Here is an 18,555-nt window from a genome sequence, read left to right as displayed (position 1 = left end):
AAAAGTGCGGTCAAAAATGATTATGTTTAAAAAAGAAAGCGGCTAAAAATAGCCGCTTTTTGTTACCGCCTCATTAAGCGGCTTTTTTCGGTTTGAAAAAAACCAACGTAAAGATTTGCCAGAAAAAGGCAAGTGCGCCGAAGATAAAGATCACATCACCCACTAAACGAATCCAACGTAGGGTATCAAATAACGGTTGTTGCATAAATTCTTCACTACGGGCATACCACAAGCCTTCGGAGATACTTGCATAACCTTGAATAATGCCGATTGGTAATAAACTTGATACGATCATCAATACCAAACCGCCATTCAATAACCAGAAGCCCCATTTCATTAGTTTATCGTTAAACGGTGTATCCGGACGTAAGTAACGGGCGATTAAGAAGACGAAACCGAGCGCTAAGAAACCGTACACCCCGAATAACGCGGCGTGGGCGTGGACTGCGGTTGTATTTAAACCTTGCACATAATAGAGCGAAATCGGTGGATTGATTAAGAAACCGAATACCCCGGCTCCCAACATATTCCAAAATGCCACCGCAACGAAACAGTAAATAGGCCATTTTAAACGATCCATCCACGGTGCTTTTTGTTTCATTGACCAGTGTTCCCAAGCTTCGTGGCCTAACAAGACCAATGGAACAACTTCCAATGCAGAGAATGAAGCACCAACAGCGATAATTGGTGTGGTTGCACCGGCAAAGTATAAGTGGTGGAACGTACCCGGAATACCGCCGATTAAGAATAATGCCGCCTCGGTAATGGTGGCAATCGTTGCCATTTTTCTGGAGACAAGCCCTAAACTAACGAAAATAAAGGAAAGTGCCGCAACAGAGAATACTTCAAAGAAACCTTCTACCCAGAGGTGAACCACCCACCAACGCCAGTATTCCATCACAGATAAATGAGTATGCTCGCCGTAGAACAACGCTGGGCCGTAGAATAAGCCGATAGCGATAACGGAGGCGAAGAATAAGGCAAGTAGGTTTTTATCACCCGGCTGTTTAAATGCGTTCACCGTACCGCGAAGCATTAAGACTAACCAGAATAAAATACCCGCAAATTTCACCGCTTGCCAGAAACGACCCAAGTCAATAAATTCATAGCCTTGGTGACCAAACATAAAGCTTAATTCTTCCGGTAAGATATGCGCAATGGCTAAATAGCTACCGGTAAATGAGCCGACCACTAAAACAACCAACGCCCAGAATAAAATATCCACGCCTAATTTTTGATATTTAGGATCTTTGCCCCCGTTAATAATCGGTGCTAAGAATAAACCGCCCGCTAGGAATGCCATGGCAATCCAGAATAATGCGGCTTGAATATGCCATGTACGCACAAGGGAATAAGGTAAATATTGGGAAATATCAATGCCGTAAAATTCCTGACCTTCCACCGTATAGTGTGCAACGATCGCCCCTAAATTGACCTGTACGGCAAATAAAGCTAACACGGTGAACAAATATTTGCCTAACGCACGTTGCGATGGTGTGAGTTGTAATTTTGTGAGCGGATCAACCTCCGCCGGAACAGGATCTTTTTCATCTTCACGTTTTTTGAATGACCAAATCCACACCACAAAACCAACACCGGCAATCAAAAATACGATACTGGCGATAGACCAAATCACATTTTCCGGTGTCGGTACATTATTGATTAACGGCTCGTGCGGCCAGTTATTCGTGTAAGTTGCGTGCGTGTTAGGGCGCTCTGCGGAAGCCGTCCAAGCCGTCCAGAAGAAGAATTTAGCGAGATCCTGACGAGCCTGTAAACTTGGCAATGTATTCTCTTTCATTGCAAAATTTTCACGCGTACTTTTCGTTGCCGGATCATCACCGTATAAAGAAATGTAATATTGTGCGGTTTTATCAATGGCTGCTAAACGGTTATCGGAAAGCACTACAGTACCGTTTTCATCCACTTTGCTACCACGATATTCTTTCGTTAAGCGGTTTTTTAAAACAATTTGTTGATCTTCATCCAAATCGGCAAAATTTTTACCATATTCCTGATTTGCAACAATATCCAACCAGTTAACAAGTTCGCGGTGCAACCAGTCTGCCGTCCAGTCCGGTGCTTGATAGGCACCATGCCCCCATACGGAACCCAACTGCATACCGCCGGTGCTTTGCCAAGCACTTTGACCGTGCATAATTTCATCGCGGGTAATCACTTTCTCGCCTTGTTCCGATACATATTGCTGCGGAATAGGCGGTGCTTCACGATAAATTTCAAAGCCGTAGTAGCCGAGAATAGAGAATGCCCCTATCAACACGGCAACCAATAGGTACCAGAATTTTTTATACTGTCCCATTTTTACCACTCCTAGGTTTAAGTTTAATTTTATAGTTAGAGAATGCATGCTAAGCATACGAGAGGAGATTTTACGAAAGGTAAAATACCCGACTGATTATATCGGGTATTAAATCGGGAGTGATTACCTAAAAGTAAGTAAACTTAAATTTTTATTGAAATCGGTGTTCCTGCGCAACTGCTACATAATACCGGAATTTCCGACCGCATTTTTTACGACTAAAATAAGCAAGCGTTATAAGTGAACATCGTTCCTTGTAGGAAAATATCAATATATGAATGATGCGGCATTCTTTCCTTTCTAGAGAAACACGAATCAAGTTGACACAGAATCTCCCTACAAACTAAAAAAAACTCTCGTAGAAATTGTTTTTATACGGAAGTTTGTTGTCGAATTATCCAGTAGAGTATTTGAATTTTTTATTGTTCCGCTTAGAATCAGGATTTTCTACTTTTTTATAAAAGGAAATTTGAATGACAGGCTATAACCAAAATGAAAAATCAACATGGCTTTCAAAATTGAATGCGTTAGGTCCCGGTATTTTAATGGCATCGGCTGCCGTGGGCGGTTCTCATATAGTAAAAGCTCGATTTTTGTATCTGTATGGCGTTAATTTATCTGAGTTACTCTGTGGTTATAACGCCTTAACAGAACTGGTGGGAATTAACCCTGCACGGCTCGCACGAAATTATGTAAAGCGGCATAATATTGAATGAGATTGAAAAGGGGCGGTTGAATTTTAACCGCCCCTTTGGAGTATTAATCCCTGAAATTATTAAATTGGAAAGGTTGCCCCAGTTCCGCGCCTTTTACCAACTGAATGACCGCTTGTAAATCATCGCGGGATTTTCCGGTAACGCGTACTTGATCACCTTGAATTTGGGCTTGAACTTTAATTTTAGAATCCTTCACTAATTTTGTGATTTTTTTTGCCATCTCGGTTTCAATGCCCTGTTTTAATTTTATTTCTTTGGTATAAAGTTTGCCATGGTGTTCACTTTCCGTTGGAATATCCAATGAGCCGTGTTCAATACCACGTTTAACAAATGCACCAATCAAGATTTCGATCAGTTGTTCCAGTTGAAACTCGGATTCCGTCGTCACTTTTACGGTTTCATTTTTTTCATTGAGTTCAATGACGGCTTCCACGCCACGGAAATCATAGCGTGTACTTAATACGCGGTTTGCATTTTCTACGGCGTTACGCACTTCGTGCATGGTAATTTCAGAAACAATATCAAAAGATGGCATAATTTTCTCCCACTAACGTTAAATTCTTTCTCTTGCACTTAAAAGACACAAAAGTGCGGTCAAGTCGGCAAAGTTTACCACAATTTGCGCTTGTTGTTGCACTTTAGGTTTGGCGTGGAAAGCAACCCCTAATCCCGCTACATTCATCATCGCTAAATCGTTCGCGCCGTCGCCAATAGCAATGGTATGCTCAGGTGCAATGCCATATTCATCACGCAAGCGTTGGAGTGTTTGTGCTTTATATTGCGCATCCACGACATCACCTTTCACTAAACCTGTAAGTTTGCCCTCCACAATGTCAAATTGATTGGAAACGGCGCAGTCTAATTTCAATAAATCTTTCAAATAATCGGCGAAGTAAGTAAAACCACCGGACGCAATGGCGGTTTTCCAGCCGTGTTTTTGTAAGGTTTGTAGGGTTTCCTGCAAACCGGGCATTAAGGGTAAATTTGCCCGTACTTCCTGTAGAATACTTTCAGGCGCCTCCTTCAATGTACTGACTCGGCGGCGTAAACTCTGTTCAAAATCCAGTTCGCCCCGCATCGCACTTTCGGTAATGGCAGACACTAATTCACCTGTGCCGGCAAGTTTGGCGATTTCATCAATACATTCAATTTGGATTGCAGTGGAATCCATATCCATCACTAATAATCCCTTTTCCGATAACTTAGCCTTGAAGTTGAGTCGGGCAATATCTAAACCTAGCTCGTGTGCAATCGCAAGGAAGGTATCCTGCCATTCCCCTTTAAGCAAAACGACCGTATTTTGAGCCACATTCCAAGCATCAAAACACTGAAAATTTTGACCGCACTTTTGCTGAAATTGAGTGAGAGCGGAAAGGTTTAATTGTGTGCCGTAGAGAATGAAATCATCATCTAATGGGGCAAGGGGCAAATCGGGCAAAAGTGCGGTTGGAAATGTTGGGTATTTTTGTGTAATACTTGCAAGGTTTTGAATTTGCATAGAAAATCCTGTAAATTGTGAAAATTAAAACTATTCTAGCCGATTTAAGGGCGAAGTGGGGAAAAATAACTTGCATTTAATTAAAGAAAAATTAACAAAATCTGTGATGCTTGCGCTGATTTTGATCTTTTGTTTTGGTGCATTGGTAGTCATTTTGTTTGGTGTGCAACAATTTAAGATTAGTTCGCAGTTTGCCAGTGTGAATCAGGTGGCCAATTTGTCCCATATCCTTGTACGCCAACAAGCTAATTTGTTTTCCGTATTGTTGGTGAATAATACAGAATCTGAAAAACTGAAGGAAAATTTAGATAATTTTGTGCAGGAATATTTTGTATTGGATGCCTCAATTTATAATGCACAGGGAAAATTACTGGCACAAAGTACCGGCTCGGAAAGTTTGCGTTTACGTTTAGGGCTTGAAACTAATGGGGAAGAAAACACCGGGCAACAAATTGTTGAACCGATTTATTCTAATTTAGGTATTCAAGGTTTTTTACGTGTAACCTTTGATGGTCAATATGCCCAATCTTCTCAAAGTAAAATTAATCAAATTTTTCGTCAACTGTACGGTGAATTGATTGTAGTTTTTTTATTAGGCGTAGTATTGGCGAGCTCCATTCACTATTTTTTAAGCCATTATCGCCGTGCTTATCGTAAATCAAATGAACCTAAAAAACTGGTCAATTTACCTATTAAATCTAATATCCAACGGTATCGCCAACGACGGCGCAAAACATAATTTACGATAGATCAAGGCTATTGCATAAAATTTCAATTATTTTGCCTAAATGACGAAACAAATAAGGTAGAATAGGTAAAAACTTACTTTAGACAGGAGAATAATATGGCAACTCGCAGACAATTAGCCAACGCAATCCGCTTTTTAAGTATGGATGCGGTGCAAAAAGCAAAATCAGGTCACCCCGGCGCACCAATGGGGATGGCAGATATTGCCGAAGTATTATGGCGTGATTTTTTAAAACATAATCCGACTAATCCGAAGTGGGCAGATCGCGACCGTTTTGTATTGTCAAACGGACACGGTTCAATGTTGATTTACAGCTTGTTGCATTTAACCGGTTATGATCTTTCCATTGACGATTTAAAACAATTCCGCCAATTACACTCTAAAACGCCGGGACATCCGGAATATGGTTATGCCCCCGGTGTTGAAACCACAACCGGACCTTTAGGTCAAGGTATTACCAATGCAGTGGGTATGGCGATTGCTGAAAAAACCTTGGGCGGTCAATTTAACCGTGAAGGTCATGACATTGTCGATCACTACACTTACGTGTTCTTAGGTGACGGTTGTTTAATGGAAGGGATTTCTCACGAGGCTTGTTCTTTAGCGGGCACGCTCGGTTTAGGCAAATTAATTGCTTTTTATGATGACAACAATATCTCTATTGATGGTCATGTTGACGGTTGGTTTAGCGATGACACGGCAGCCCGTTTTGAAGCCTACGGCTGGCAGGTGATTCGCAATGTAGACGGTCACGATGCGGAACAAATTCGTGCGGCAACCGTTCTCGCCCAAGCGGAAAAAGAAAAACCGACCTTAATTATCTGTAAAACCATTATCGGGTTCGGTTCGCCGAATAAATCCGGCTCGCACGATTCTCACGGCGCACCGTTGGGCGATGAAGAAATCGCTTTAACCCGTAAAGCCTTAAATTGGGATTATGCCCCGTTTGAAATTCCGGCGGAATATTATGCCGAATGGGATGCCAAAGCAAAAGGCGCAGCTGCGGAAAAATCTTGGGAAGAAAAATTTGCCGCCTACGAAAAAGCTTATCCGGAATTAGCGGCTGAATTTAAACGCCGTGTGGCTGGTGAATTACTGACTGATTGGTCAAAATATTCCCAAGCCTTCATTGAAAAATTACAAGCGAATCCGGCGAGCATTGCAAGCCGTAAAGCCTCTCAAAATGCCATTGAAGCCTATGCACAGGTTTTACCTGAGTTTTTAGGCGGTTCGGCAGACTTAGCCAGCTCTAACCTCACTTTATGGAGCGGTTCAAAACCAATTCGTGCCCATGAAAACGTAGGGGGCAACTACATCAACTACGGTGTGCGTGAATTTGGTATGTCAGCCATCATGAACGGTATCGCTTTACACGGCGGTTTCATTCCTTATGGTGCAACCTTCTTAATGTTCTACGAATATGCCCATAACGCAGTACGTATGGCGGCATTAATGAAATTACGCAACCTCTTTGTTTATACCCATGATTCCATCGGTTTAGGGGAAGACGGTCCAACTCACCAACCGGTCGAGCAAACGGCATCATTGCGTTTAATCCCGAATCTTGAAACATGGCGTCCGTGCGATCAAGTGGAATCTGCGGTGGCATGGCAACAAGCGGTAGAACGTCAAGAAGGGCCTAGCGCATTAATTTTCACCCGCCAAAATCTGTCCCAAATGGACCGCACTTCCGAGCAATTAGCCAATGTGGCGCGTGGTGCTTATATCTTAAAAGATAGCCAAGGCACACCGGATTTAATCTTGATTGCGACAGGTTCAGAAGTGGAACTTGCCGTTAAAGCGGCAGAGGTACTTGCGGCGGAAAGTAAAAATGTGCGTGTGGTTTCAATGCCAAGCACCAACCGTTTCGACAAACAAGACGAAGCATACCGTGAAGCGGTCTTGCCTTCTTCCGTGACCAAACGTGTAGCGATTGAAGCGGGTATTTCTGATTTCTGGTATAAATATGTGGGCTTTGGCGGTCGTATTGTTGGCATGAATTCCTTTGGTGAATCTGCCCCTGCAGATCAATTATTCAAATTGTTCGGTTTCACTGTGGATAACGTAGTGGCGACAGCGAAAGAAATTTTGTAATTTCTGTTCACTAGAACTAAAGTGCGGTTGAAAAAGCGTATTTTTCGACCGCACTTTATTTTTCTGCGCTTTCCAATAATTGATCGCTATCTTTGATTTTGCTAAAATCCGCCCCGTTTTTTCTGAGAGATCAGAGAAAATGAGTTCGGATGAAGGTAGCTGGAGAGTAGGGAATGAACCCTACGCCGACGATGTAAAATCTTTCAGGCGCACATCAGTGCAGGGACTGTTACTGGACGAACCCTTGGAGAGATCCATTGCCCTTAAAAATAGGGTAAATGGACGCCGAAGGCGCAAAAGAGCGGTGGTTTTTCACGCCGTTTTTCAAACGCTCAGGCAAAAGGACAGGGGCTAAAAGATAATCTGTATTTTTTATTTCTTTTCACGGATGCTTTTCGTCTCCTTGTTGCATTTATTTGTTTTTAGACAACGAGGAATCACAATGTCATTCACGACAATTTTATCTACCATTGATAGTTTCATTTGGGGCCCTCCATTACTGATTTTATTATCCGGTACGGGGCTTTATTTCACTTTACGTTTAGGTTTCATTCAAATCCGTTATTTACCCCTTGCGATTAGCTATTTATTTAGAAAAGAACAGGGCGGAAAAGGGGATGTGTCTTCTTTTGCTGCACTGAGTACCGCTTTAGCGGCAACCATCGGCACTGGGAATATCGTCGGCGTGGCGACGGCGGTGCAAGCAGGCGGCCCGGGGGCGATCTTTTGGATGTGGCTGGTGGCATTACTGGGTATGGCGACGAAATATGCGGAATGTTTGCTTGCGGTGAAATATCGGGTGAAAGATCGTCGGGGTTTTATGTCCGGTGGCCCTATGTATTATATTGAGCGCGGTTTAGGCATCAAATGGCTTGCTAAAATGTTTGCGGTGTTTGGTGTATTGGTGGCGTTTTTTGGTATCGGGACATTCCCACAAGTGAATGCGATTACGCACGCTATGGAAGATACTTTCCATATTCCGGTGATTATTACCGCCGTGGTGGTGACGGTATTGGTGGCAATGATTATTTTAGGCGGTGTAAAACGTATTGCGATTACATCATCCATCATTGTGCCTTTTATGGCGATTTCCTATGTACTCGTATCAATCATCATCATTTTATTAAATTGGGAACGGGTGCCGGATGCGGTGATGTTGATTATTCGTAGTGCTTTCGATCCGCAATCTGCGCTAGGTGGGGTATTAGGTTTTACCGTCATGAAAGCCATTCAATCGGGAGTGGCACGGGGGATTTTCTCTAATGAATCCGGTTTGGGGAGTGCACCGATTGCCGCCGCCGCCGCCCAAACACGAGAGCCGGTTCGCCAAGGTCTTATTTCCATGACCGGTACTTTTTTAGATACCATTATTGTATGTTCAATGACAGGGATCGTGTTGGTTTTAACCGGAGCATGGAGCAACCCTGAGCTTGCCGGCGCAACGGTAACCAATGCGGCATTTTCACAAGGGTTAGGATTAGATTTTGGGGCGACCATTGTCACCATAGGCTTATTATTTTTTGCATTCACGACAATTTTAGGGTGGTGTTATTATGGTGAGCGTTGTTTCGTGTATTTAGTGGGGACGCGTGGTATTCGTTTATATCGCTTAATATTTATTATTTTGGTGGGGATCGGCTCATTCTTAAAATTAGATTTGATTTGGATTCTAGCCGATATTGTAAACGGATTGATGGCATTTCCAAATTTAATTGCCCTAATCGGATTACGTAAGATCGTGATTGAAGAAACGAAAGATTATTTCAATCGTTTAAAAATCAATCATCATGACCAAGATGAGATGGTTTAATTTAATACAAAAAATAAAAGGATGCTTGGCATCCTTTTTTATTACAGTCCGTTATAGTAACAATTTTTTATAAAAAGAAAACAAGTAATATTTATAAATGGGATCTAGATCATATTTTTTAATATTCTTATTTTTTTCATACAGAAATGACTTGAAAAAGCCCATTTAGGGGGCTATTTTGATATTAAATCAAACCGAACCGAAAGGTTCTTAACAACGCAAAGAGGTAAATGTTATGACATTAAACATCACCAGCAAACAAATGGAAATCACCCCTGCAATTCGTGAACATGTGGAAAACCGTTTAGCTAAATTGGAAAAATGGCATACACAATTAATCAATCCCCATTTTGTGTTGAATAAAGTGCCGAATGGTTTTTCTGTTGAGGCTTCCATTGGTACGCCGCTTGGTAATTTAATTGCTACTGCGAAGGCTGATGATATGTACAAAGCGATCAACGAAGTGGAAGAAAAATTAGAACGCCAACTTAATAAATTACAGCATAAAGGGGAATCCCGCCGTGCAGATGAGCGCTTAAAAGATTCATTTGAATAAAGTGCGGTTGTTTTTAAAGATATTTTTTAGAAAAGATGCCAAGGTAATCCCTTGGCATTTGTGTTTTTATGAAGCATTAAATTTGGGTTAAATCCACGTTTTTTGTTTCTTTTGAGGCAAGCAATGCCAATAAAGTCATTAACGCATTAATCGCCAAATAAATTCCCACTCCCATGACACCAAATGAAGCGTTGATTTTCAATGAGATCATTGCGGCAATGGTGGCACCAATAATAGAAGCCAAGTTATAGGCAAGAGAAGCACCGGAATAGCGTACTTCAGTTGGGAATAATTCAGGCAATAGGGCCGCCATTGGGCCAAAGGTCATCCCCATGATTGCCATACCGATGACAAGGAAGGCAAATACGCTGGTTGGCGTTCCGTTTTGTAAGAACATTGGCATCGCTAAACCTAATATACCAATGGCAACGGTAACCCAGATCAGCCATTTACGGCGCCCGATTTTATCGGCATAAATACCGGAAATGCTGATAAAAATACCGAAAACAATGGCGCTGATTAATAATAATCCTGTAAAAGTATTTGCCGGAATCCCTAATCCGAGAGGATGACCGGCTTCGGAAAGATTCGGTGCCGTACGTGAATACGCTTGTGCAAAGGCGGTCATAATGTAGAAAAGGGAGTAGGTGGCAACCATAATGAATGTCCCGATCACCATAGGCTTTAAGTGTTTGGTAAATACGACACTCACCGGCGCATTTAATTTTTTGCCTTTTTGTTCCGCTTCAATGAAAACATGGCTTTCGTGTAGAGTTAAACGGACATATAAGCCGACAAATACCAATAATACGGAAGAGACAAAGGGAATTCGCCAAGCCCATTGAACAAGTGCTTCTTGCCCCCAAAAATAGCTCACTAAGAAGAAGGTTCCATTGGCAACAAATAGCCCGATAGGTGCACCTAGTTGTGGAAACGTACCGTACCATGCGCGTTTGCCTTCCGGTGCATTTTCTGTTGCCACTAAAGCGGCACCACCCCATTCACCGCCAAGACCGATACCTTGTCCTACGCGACAAATACAAAGCAAAATCGGTGCCCAAATACCGATTTGAGAATAGTTGGGTAATAAACCGATAATTACGGTGGATCCACCCATGAGTAAGAGAGACGCGACAAGGGTTTTTTTACGCCCGATTTTATCTCCAAAGTGTCCAAACAATGCCGAGCCGATAGGGCGGGCAAAAAATGCTAAGGCGAGAGTTGAAAGGGAAAGAAGATCATTTGAAAGGGGATCATCGCTATGGAAAAACTGGGTATTGAACACCAGCACGGCAGCTGCCGCATAGATATAATAATCAAAAAATTCAATTGCTGTACCGACCATTGAGGCAAGCGCCACCTTCATCGGATTATTGCGAAGTTGTGCTGTCATATTGCTTTCCTTAGAAAATATAAAATAAAAAAGGTTATAAATACAAGGGGTTAAATCCTAGCATTTCCTTTAAAATTGAGCAATTTTTAAAATCAGATTCTCAAGTTTTTTCGCAAATAGAAGAGGATTTTCCAAATGTGAATTATGACCTGCGTTGGGAATTGTGGTTAAATTGAGTTGCTCAGAATGTGCAAGCGCTTGGAATTTGAGATCCTGCTCACCGCAAAAATAAAAAAACGGTAGAGAACTTGACCGCACTTTTTCTCGGAAATCCGGTTGTTTGGCGAGGCTGGTGGCAAGTAACATTTGGCCGATATTCGCACCACAATTTGCCTTTCTTTTTTCAATGAGCGTTGCCCGTTGATCGTCCGTTAAATGGGAAAAGACAGGTTGTTTATACCAATCCTCTAACACACTTTCAGGCGCTTCATCAGTAAATCGTACTGCCCATTGAGTATCATTTTGCCAGCGAGCTTGCTTTTCCTCTTCTGTTTTTAAGCCCAAATTCGCCCCTTCCAAAACCACTGCTTGCAAGTTCCCTTTTTCTACCTTGGCTTGCAAGGCATAATACATGGCAATGCGTCCGCCAAGAGAATAGCCCACCAAAAAATAGGGCTCATTTTTGACCGCACTTTGGATTTGCTTGGAAAGATAGTCTGCGGTGTCGTTGAAATGACAAACAGCGGTTTCCTTTGCTTTGCCATGGAAAGGTAAATCAATCGAAATACAGCGAAAGTGCGGTAGATTTTCGATGACTTTTTGCCAATCGGAAGCGGTGCCGAGAAGACCGTGGAGAAAAATAATATTCATCATAAAAACAAAGGGCGGAATTCGCCCTTATTTTCCTTATGCGCCAATCACAGCATGGCTGATTTGTTCAATTAAACGCTTGTAGATATTGCTGCCGTCATTCGGGTTGGTTTTGATTTCAATCAATGTCGTTTTACGGCGGGTATAGGCTTGTTTTAGCACGCTGCTTAAATCCGCCCAAGTGTAGGGGTGAGCGTATTTAATATCGAACATTGCGGCAATTTGTGAGAAATCGCCGTTGTGCGGTAAGCGATAAAAACGGTCTTTGACTTCTTCATCCACCGGTAACATATCAAAAATTGCCCCACCATTATTGTTGATAACAAAAATAATGGTCGGTTGTGTGACATTTTTGAACAGTGCGAGAGAATTGAGATCGTACAGGGTCGAAGTATCGCCAATCATTGCCACAACAGGTTGATTGGTTCCCAAGCCGATACCGGCAGCGGTTGCCAATAAACCATCAATCCCGCTTGCACCACGATTGGTATAAATCGGGTAGCCTTCAGGGAGCTTGGTGAGAGCGTCCACCAGGCGTACAAATAAACTATTGCCGAGGAACAAGATCCCATTGTAAGGCAATACACGTTCAATATGATGGGCAAGGGAGGCTTCGTTAAGGTTACCGCCTACTTGCTGTTCGATAAAACCGGCACAGAATTTGGACAACGCAAGGGGCTCCAGCAACCAAGATTTTTGACGAAGAGGAGGATGTGCCCGTAGCCAGTGGTGGACTTTTGCATTAAAGCGAGTATGAGTATGATGATAAGGATCCACCGCTTTTTGCGTTTGTTCCACAATCCAAAATTCACCTTTAAAGGTTTGTAAAAATTGATTAATGCGTTTGCTGATAAAACGTGATCCGAATTGAATCACAATATCCGCTTGTAATAACTTTTCACGCACCGTTTGGTTGGCAAGCCAAATATCGGCATAAGGCGTCATAGGTTCTACACCGGATTGAATATCAGTTAATAACACCCAGCCCATGGTGGTTGCCCAAGCATTAATGCCCATGGCTTGTTCCATTGGGAGTTGCCCGACAACAATCACCCCACGTTTGGTACGCCAGTGATCCCAATTTTCGTGCATCAGCACTTCTTGTTGCTGAGATTCATGGGCTATCCAAGGTTTATTGTGTGAAAGCCAACGTTGTAGGGGCTGTAACCAAGGATGAGTGTCGATGGCGTCTTCCTGCGCCTCATAAAGTGGTTCGGCAAAAGGCACATTAATATGAACTACGCCACTTTGTTGGGTTTGTTGAAATATTGCTTGTTCAATCAGAGAAACTAACCATTGTGCAGAATAGTCCGAATTGGGTTTAGGCAGATTGACATTGGCAACAGGATAGTCAGCAAACATATTTTGTTGCAAGATGGCCTGATTAGCACCACATTCCCATAATTCAGGTGGGCGATCAGCCGTTAAAACAATGAGATCGACACCGCTTTGGCGTGCTTCAATAATCGCCGGATAAAGATTTGCTGTGGCTGTACCGGATGTAACGATAATTGCCACAGGGGATTGGGTTGATTTGGCAATGCCAAGAGCAAAAAAGCCTAGACCACGTTCATCAAAGTGACTATGACATATGGTGCGACCTGCATTTTGTAAACGCACAGCTTCTAGGGTTAAAGGGGTTGAACGTGAACCGGGTGCAATACAAAAATGGGAAACCCCTTGGCGTACCAAAGTTTCTAAAATCACTTTTGACCAACAACGATTAAACACGCTTACAGACATTCTTTTTCTCCATTATTATTTTCTGCAAAAAGGGAAATTAATCCCGATGCCTTACGTTCAATTTCTTTCCATTCCGCTAAAGGTTCGGAGCCTTCTACAATCCCCGCCCCGGCAAAGACACGAATGCGATTTCCCTCAATAAATGCCGAGCGGATAGCCACGCAAAATTCTGTATAAGCCTCACTCATCAATCCCAATGTACCTGCATACCAACCACGATCAAAGGTTTCAATTTCCGATAAAATCATTCTCGCTTGTTGTTGGGGTAAACCGGAAACTGCTGCCGTAGGATGAATGGATTGAAGTAGTGCTGAATCCCGATAATGAGCGGTCAGATTTGCCCGAATTTTTCGCAGCAAATGCTGGACTTTGCGTAACGGTTTGAGCTCCACTTCGCTGACATCAAAAGATTCCACCATTGGGTGAATATTTTGTGAAATATCCTGTACCACGAGCCAGTTTTCGTTCAAATTTTTTTCATCATTTAATAACCATTCTGCTTGTTGCTGATTTTCTTTTGGGTCAGCCGTAATCGGTGCTGTGCCTGCAAGGGCTTCTGTTAAAAACAGATTGTATTCACGGGCAAATAGGCGCTCCGGTGTTGAACCCACAAAGGTTGAATGAGGATTTTCCGCCCATAAAAAATGATAGCATCCCTGATTTTGACGTTCACTTTCAGCGAGAAAATCATAGGGATTGACGGCTTGTTTTAAATGAAAAACCGTTTCATTGGCTAAAACCAGTTTTGTGAGTTCGCCTTGCTTAATTTCATACAATGCCTGATTGACCCAATTGCACCACATTTGTTTATTTGCCTGTTGCTCGGTATATAAGGGAATTTGCTTCGGCAGTGGGCAAAGTGCGGTTGTTTTTGGCAAAGTTTTTAATTGTTCTAATGCGGCTTGTGCAGCGGTTTTTCCCTCTACAAAACAACTGATAGTCGTCATGTTTTCATTCTCTTCTAGCAATAGCAGAGGCAAAATAAATTGCCCGTTTCCCTGAAATTGTAAACCGCCTACAAGGGGAAAATGATGCTCTTCAATAAAAGTTTGAGCTGAATGAAGTTGGGAAAATGAACGCACTTGACCGACAGTTGCAAGGCTTTTGTTTTCATCACGAAAGTGTAAATAAAATTGCGGGTAAGTGCGCTGAGCCTTTAGCCATGCCAATAAATTGATATTGCTGATTTCCATTCGGAAACACGCAATATCATTTTTTTCCTGTCGCAAATAATCCTCAATTTGCTGACTTAATCGGCTTGTCGCTTGCTCTAAACTACCCATTAGAAATCGTTTAAATTTATCGTAAAAATTGTTGGGTATTCTACCGCAGTTTGCTTGTTACAAAAAATTTTTTTACAAAATCTTTTCAAGATTGAAAATTCAGCGTAAATTAACTGCACTTTTCACAAAAAATAAAAGGAATGGCTATGCGATTATTCCCAAAATCCGATAAATTGGAACATGTTTGTTATGACATTCGTGGGCCTGTACACAAAGAAGCGCTCCGTTTGGAAGAAGAAGGCAATAAAATTTTAAAATTAAATATTGGTAATCCTGCGCCGTTTGGTTTTGAGGCACCGGATGAAATTTTGGTGGATGTATTGCGTAACTTGCCTTCGGCGCAAGGTTATTGTGATTCCAAGGGGTTGTATTCTGCTCGTAAAGCCATTGTGCAGTATTATCAATCTAAGGGTATCCAAGGCTCAACGGTCAACGACGTATATATTGGTAACGGGGTGTCTGAGTTGATTACCATGGCAATGCAAGCCTTATTAAATGATGGTGATGAAGTCTTAGTACCAATGCCGGATTATCCGTTATGGACGGCGGCAGTGACCCTTTCAGGTGGCAAAGCCGTGCATTATTTGTGTGATGAGGAAGCGAATTGGTTCCCGGATAGTGCTGATATTAAGGCGAAAGTGAATACCAAAACCAAAGCCATTGTAGTCATCAATCCGAACAACCCAACCGGTGCGGTATATAGCAAAGCCTTATTGGAAGAAATTGTGGAAGTGGCTCGCCAACATAATTTAATTATTTTTGCGGACGAAATTTACGACAAAATTTTATATGATGATGCGGTTCATCATCATATTGCGGCATTAGCGCCTGATTTATTAACGGTGACCTTTAATGGCTTGTCGAAAGCTTACCGTGTCGCCGGTTTCCGTCAAGGCTGGATGATTCTAAATGGTCCGAAAAATCATGCGAAAGGCTATATCGAAGGCTTGGATATGCTGGCTTCAATGCGTTTGTGTGCCAATGTGCCAATGCAGCATGCCATTCAGACAGCCTTAGGCGGTTATCAAAGTATTAATGAATTTATTTTACCCGGTGGACGTTTATTGGAACAACGCAATAAAGCCTATGAATTGATTACACAAATTCCCGGCATTAGCTGTGTGAAACCAATGGGGGCGCTTTATATGTTCCCGAAAATTGATGTGAAAAAATTTAATATTCACAGTGATGAAAAAATGGTGTTGGATTTACTCCGCCAAGAAAAAGTGTTGCTTGTGCATGGTAAAGGCTTTAACTGGCACTCACCGGATCACTTCCGTATTGTCACCTTGCCTTATGTTAACCAGTTGGAAGAGGCGATTACCAAATTAGGGCGTTTCTTAGAAAACTATCATCAATAGGAAAAAGTGCGGTGAAAATTATTCATAAATCACTAAAGTGATTTATTCACACCTTCGGTGCCGTTGGCAAAGCCAACGTTCAAAAAACGTTGTTTTTTGTGACCGCACTTTCAATGTAAAAAATGGAATCATCGCTGATTCCATTTTTTGTTTAGTGGGTGCTAGTACTGGTTGTTGTACGATTTGCCCGTTTGCGATCGTTTTCCGTTAGAAGTTTTTTACGGATACGGATCGATTCAGGGGTGACTTCCACCAATTCATCGTCATCAATAAATTCAATGGCTTGTTCGAGACTAAATTTCACCGGTGTGGTGAGCACAATAGCATCATCTTTGCCCGAGGCGCGCATATTGGTGAGTTTTTTACCTTGTAAGCAGTTGACGGTTAAATCGTTTGAACGGCTATGGATACCAATGATCTGCCCTTCATAGACTTCTACGTTGGCATCAATCATTAATTTGCCTCGTTCTTGTAAACCAAATAAAGCATAGGCAAGGGCTTTACCTGTTGCGTTAGAAATTAACACCCCATTTTTACGCTGACCGATTTCTCCGCCTTTGATGTCATCATAATGACTAAAACTGGAGTACAGTAAACCGGTGCCGGAAGTCATCGTCATAAATTCGCCACGGAAACCGATTAACCCACGACTTGGGATGATGTATTCTAAACGAACACGGCCTTTGCCGTCCGGTAACATATCACGTACTTCACCTTTGCGGATACCCAAGGCCTCCATCACAGAACCTTGGTGTTGTTCTTCCACATCAATGGTCACTTGCTCATAAGGTTCTTGTTTTTTGCCATCAATTTCACGATAAATCACTTTTGGACGGGAAACAGCAAGCTCATAACCCTCACGACGCATATTTTCAATTAATACTGAAAGATGTAATTCGCCTCGGCCGGATACACGGAACTCATCCGGGTTCGGTGTTTCTTCCACGCGCAATGCTACGTTGTGTACCAATTCTTTATTTAAACGTTCAAGAATTTGACGTGAAGTGACATATTTTCCTTCTTGACCGGCAAATGGCGAAGTATTGACGCAGAAGAACATGGTCACAGTCGGCTCATCAACAGTTAATGAAGGCAGTGCTTCAACGGCATTGATATCGCAAATGGTATCGGAAATATTGAGCTCGCCTAAACCGGTGATAGCCACGATGTCGCCTGCATAGGCCATTTCTTCTTCATAACGCTGTAAACCGAGGTGACCAAGCACTTGTCCCACACGTCCTTGACGGGTTTTGCCTTCGCTATTAATGATAGCGACCGGTTGATTTGGTTTAACCGCACCACGTTTAATGCGACCGATACCAATTACCCCTACATAACTGTTGTAATCCAATTGGGAAATTTGCATTTGGAATGGCGCATCTAATTCCACTTTTGGGGGTTCAACATGTTTAACAATGGCTTCAAATAATGGAGTCATATCTTCTGCCAATTCTTCATGTTCTAAACCTGCCACGCCATTTAATGCGGAAGCATAAATAATCGGGAAATCTAATTGCTCGTCGGTTGCCCCAAGGTTGACAAAGAGATCGAAGACTTGATCCACTACCCAATCAGGGCGGGCACCCGGACGGTCAACTTTGTTGATGACAACAATCGGTTTTAATCCGTGGGCGAAGGCTTTTTGGGTAACAAAACGGGTTTGCGGCATCGGACCATCAAAGGCATCTACGACTAAAAGCACGGAATCGACCATAGAAAGCACACGTTCTACTTCACCGCCAAAGTCAGCGTGCCCCGGGGTATCAACGATATTGATACGGTAATCGTTCCAGTTAATCGCTGTGTTTTTGGCAAGAATCGTAATACCACGTTCTTTTTCCAGATCATTGGAATCCATCACTCGCTCGTCGATATCGCCACGTGTTGCTTCAAAAGTACCGGATTGTTGAAGAAGTTTATCTACAAGTGTGGTTTTACCATGGTCAACGTGCGCGATAATCGCAATATTGCGCAGTTTGTTAATATCAATTTTGTTTGTCATTGCTTATCTGAATAGGTTATGTAAGGGGTATGAAACAGGGTTTCACGCACGAATTAATTAAAAGGTCTGCTGTTTTCGTGCGTGGGTTGCAGGCAATTCACACCCCCTACGCGGTAAATTGCCCCTATTTTTGGCACGAAAGGGCGGGAATTATACATGACTTTTATATTGCCCGCTATGTTAAATAAGAAAAATAAATCCAATGAAAAGCGCTAGGGATT

At 42.4% G+C, this 18,555-nt stretch carries 14 protein-coding genes and 1 riboswitch; of the genes, 6 read left to right on the top strand and 8 right to left on the bottom strand.

Translation table 11 applies throughout. The features are described 5' to 3' along the window. Nucleotides 1–73: 73 nt before the first annotated feature. Nucleotides 74–2,320 (bottom strand): nitric-oxide reductase large subunit, encoded by a 2,247-nt coding sequence (locus BKG94_RS01785; RefSeq protein ID WP_077433636.1) that lies wholly within the window; start codon nt 2,318–2,320, stop codon nt 74–76. Nucleotides 2,321–2,793: 473 nt separating this feature from the next. Between BKG94_RS01785 and BKG94_RS01780 the strand changes: the two genes are divergently transcribed. Next, nucleotides 2,794–3,036 (top strand): hypothetical protein, encoded by a 243-nt coding sequence (locus BKG94_RS01780; protein ID WP_077433634.1) that lies wholly within the window; start codon nt 2,794–2,796, stop codon nt 3,034–3,036. Nucleotides 3,037–3,079: 43 nt separating this feature from the next. Here the strand turns inward: BKG94_RS01780 and BKG94_RS01775 are convergent, their stop codons facing one another. Continuing rightward, nucleotides 3,080–3,571, bottom strand: coding sequence for a YajQ family cyclic di-GMP-binding protein (locus tag BKG94_RS01775; protein ID WP_018355389.1), 492 nt, complete (start codon nt 3,569–3,571; stop codon nt 3,080–3,082). A gap of 18 nt (nt 3,572–3,589) precedes the next feature. After that, a complete protein-coding gene (gene serB, locus BKG94_RS01770) occupies nt 3,590–4,534 on the bottom strand; it encodes a phosphoserine phosphatase (RefSeq protein ID WP_077433632.1) in 945 nt (314 codons plus the stop codon). Between the two features lie 70 nt (nt 4,535–4,604). Between serB and BKG94_RS01765 the strand changes: the two genes are divergently transcribed. The 4 genes from BKG94_RS01765 to raiA all read left to right on the top strand — a co-directional run bounded on the left by BKG94_RS01765 (nt 4,605) and on the right by raiA (nt 9,742). Continuing rightward, nucleotides 4,605–5,273, top strand: a complete 669-nt coding sequence (locus BKG94_RS01765; protein ID WP_077433630.1) for a YtjB family periplasmic protein — start codon at nt 4,605–4,607, stop codon at nt 5,271–5,273. Between the two features lie 105 nt (nt 5,274–5,378). Continuing rightward, entirely contained in the window at nt 5,379–7,376 is a 1,998-nt protein-coding gene (gene tkt / locus BKG94_RS01760; protein ID WP_077433628.1) for a transketolase, read from the top strand. Nucleotides 7,377–7,610: 234 nt separating this feature from the next. After that, nucleotides 7,611–7,734: riboswitch (glycine riboswitch) on the top strand. An 84-nt stretch (nt 7,735–7,818) separates the two neighbouring features. Then, the gene (locus BKG94_RS01755) at nt 7,819–9,186 is read left to right on the top strand and encodes an alanine/glycine:cation symporter family protein (RefSeq protein ID WP_077433626.1); all 1,368 of its coding nucleotides are present in this window, start codon (nt 7,819–7,821) and stop codon (nt 9,184–9,186) included. A gap of 235 nt (nt 9,187–9,421) precedes the next feature. Beyond that, complete coding sequence (gene raiA / locus BKG94_RS01750) at nt 9,422–9,742, top strand: ribosome-associated translation inhibitor RaiA (protein WP_077433624.1); 321 nt, start codon at nt 9,422–9,424, stop codon at nt 9,740–9,742. Nucleotides 9,743–9,818: 76 nt separating this feature from the next. On the opposite strand, the gene BKG94_RS01745 is transcribed toward raiA, so the two are convergent. From BKG94_RS01745 to BKG94_RS01730, 4 genes are all read right to left on the bottom strand, one after another. Further along, a complete protein-coding gene (locus BKG94_RS01745) occupies nt 9,819–11,135 on the bottom strand; it encodes an MFS transporter (RefSeq protein ID WP_077433622.1) in 1,317 nt (438 codons plus the stop codon). A gap of 69 nt (nt 11,136–11,204) precedes the next feature. Next, a complete protein-coding gene (menH, locus tag BKG94_RS01740) occupies nt 11,205–11,948 on the bottom strand; it encodes a 2-succinyl-6-hydroxy-2,4-cyclohexadiene-1-carboxylate synthase (protein ID WP_077433620.1) in 744 nt (247 codons plus the stop codon). Between the two features lie 33 nt (nt 11,949–11,981). Further along, nucleotides 11,982–13,688 carry a 2-succinyl-5-enolpyruvyl-6-hydroxy-3-cyclohexene-1-carboxylic-acid synthase gene (menD, locus tag BKG94_RS01735; protein ID WP_077433618.1) on the bottom strand — a complete coding sequence of 569 codons (1,707 nt, stop codon included), beginning with the start codon at nt 13,686–13,688 and terminating at the stop codon, nt 11,982–11,984. Next, nucleotides 13,679–14,971 (bottom strand): isochorismate synthase, encoded by a 1,293-nt coding sequence (locus BKG94_RS01730; protein WP_077433616.1) that lies wholly within the window; start codon nt 14,969–14,971, stop codon nt 13,679–13,681. Before BKG94_RS01730 ends, menD begins: the two co-directional genes overlap by 10 nt. Before the next feature lie 146 nt (nt 14,972–15,117). Between BKG94_RS01730 and BKG94_RS01720 the strand changes: the two genes are divergently transcribed. Further along, nucleotides 15,118–16,332: a pyridoxal phosphate-dependent aminotransferase gene (locus tag BKG94_RS01720; protein WP_077433614.1), complete on the top strand. Its 1,215-nt coding sequence runs from the start codon at nt 15,118–15,120 to the stop codon at nt 16,330–16,332. 151 nt (nt 16,333–16,483) lie between these two features. On the opposite strand, the gene typA is transcribed toward BKG94_RS01720, so the two are convergent. Continuing rightward, complete coding sequence (gene typA, locus BKG94_RS01715; RefSeq protein ID WP_077433612.1) at nt 16,484–18,334, bottom strand: translational GTPase TypA; 1,851 nt, start codon at nt 18,332–18,334, stop codon at nt 16,484–16,486. Between the last annotated feature and the right edge of the window lie 221 nt (nt 18,335–18,555).

Origin of the sequence: Rodentibacter ratti, from assembly GCF_002000485.1 — a bacterium.
Classification (GTDB): domain Bacteria; phylum Pseudomonadota; class Gammaproteobacteria; order Enterobacterales; family Pasteurellaceae; genus Rodentibacter; species Rodentibacter ratti.
This window is presented reverse-complemented; position numbering and strand designations above follow the sequence as displayed.

What these genes read in the sequence shown, in the direction of transcription:
- BKG94_RS01775 (WP_018355389.1), bottom strand. Translation starts at nt 3,571, where the DNA reads ATGCCATCTTTTGATATTGTTTCTGAAATTACCATGCACGAAGTGCGT.
- raiA (WP_077433624.1), top strand. Translation starts at nt 9,422, where the DNA reads ATGACATTAAACATCACCAGCAAACAAATGGAAATCACCCCTGCAATT.
- BKG94_RS01730 (WP_077433616.1), bottom strand. Translation starts at nt 14,971, where the DNA reads ATGGGTAGTTTAGAGCAAGCGACAAGCCGATTAAGTCAGCAAATTGAG.
- tkt (WP_077433628.1), top strand. Translation starts at nt 5,379, where the DNA reads ATGGCAACTCGCAGACAATTAGCCAACGCAATCCGCTTTTTAAGTATG.
- menD (WP_077433618.1), bottom strand. Translation starts at nt 13,688, where the DNA reads ATGTCTGTAAGCGTGTTTAATCGTTGTTGGTCAAAAGTGATTTTAGAA.
- BKG94_RS01720 (WP_077433614.1), top strand. Translation starts at nt 15,118, where the DNA reads ATGCGATTATTCCCAAAATCCGATAAATTGGAACATGTTTGTTATGAC.
- menH (WP_077433620.1), bottom strand. Translation starts at nt 11,948, where the DNA reads ATGATGAATATTATTTTTCTCCACGGTCTTCTCGGCACCGCTTCCGAT.
- serB (WP_077433632.1), bottom strand. Translation starts at nt 4,534, where the DNA reads ATGCAAATTCAAAACCTTGCAAGTATTACACAAAAATACCCAACATTT.
- typA (WP_077433612.1), bottom strand. Translation starts at nt 18,334, where the DNA reads ATGACAAACAAAATTGATATTAACAAACTGCGCAATATTGCGATTATC.
- BKG94_RS01785 (WP_077433636.1), bottom strand. Translation starts at nt 2,320, where the DNA reads ATGGGACAGTATAAAAAATTCTGGTACCTATTGGTTGCCGTGTTGATA.
- BKG94_RS01745 (WP_077433622.1), bottom strand. Translation starts at nt 11,135, where the DNA reads ATGACAGCACAACTTCGCAATAATCCGATGAAGGTGGCGCTTGCCTCA.
- BKG94_RS01755 (WP_077433626.1), top strand. Translation starts at nt 7,819, where the DNA reads ATGTCATTCACGACAATTTTATCTACCATTGATAGTTTCATTTGGGGC.
- BKG94_RS01780 (WP_077433634.1), top strand. Translation starts at nt 2,794, where the DNA reads ATGACAGGCTATAACCAAAATGAAAAATCAACATGGCTTTCAAAATTG.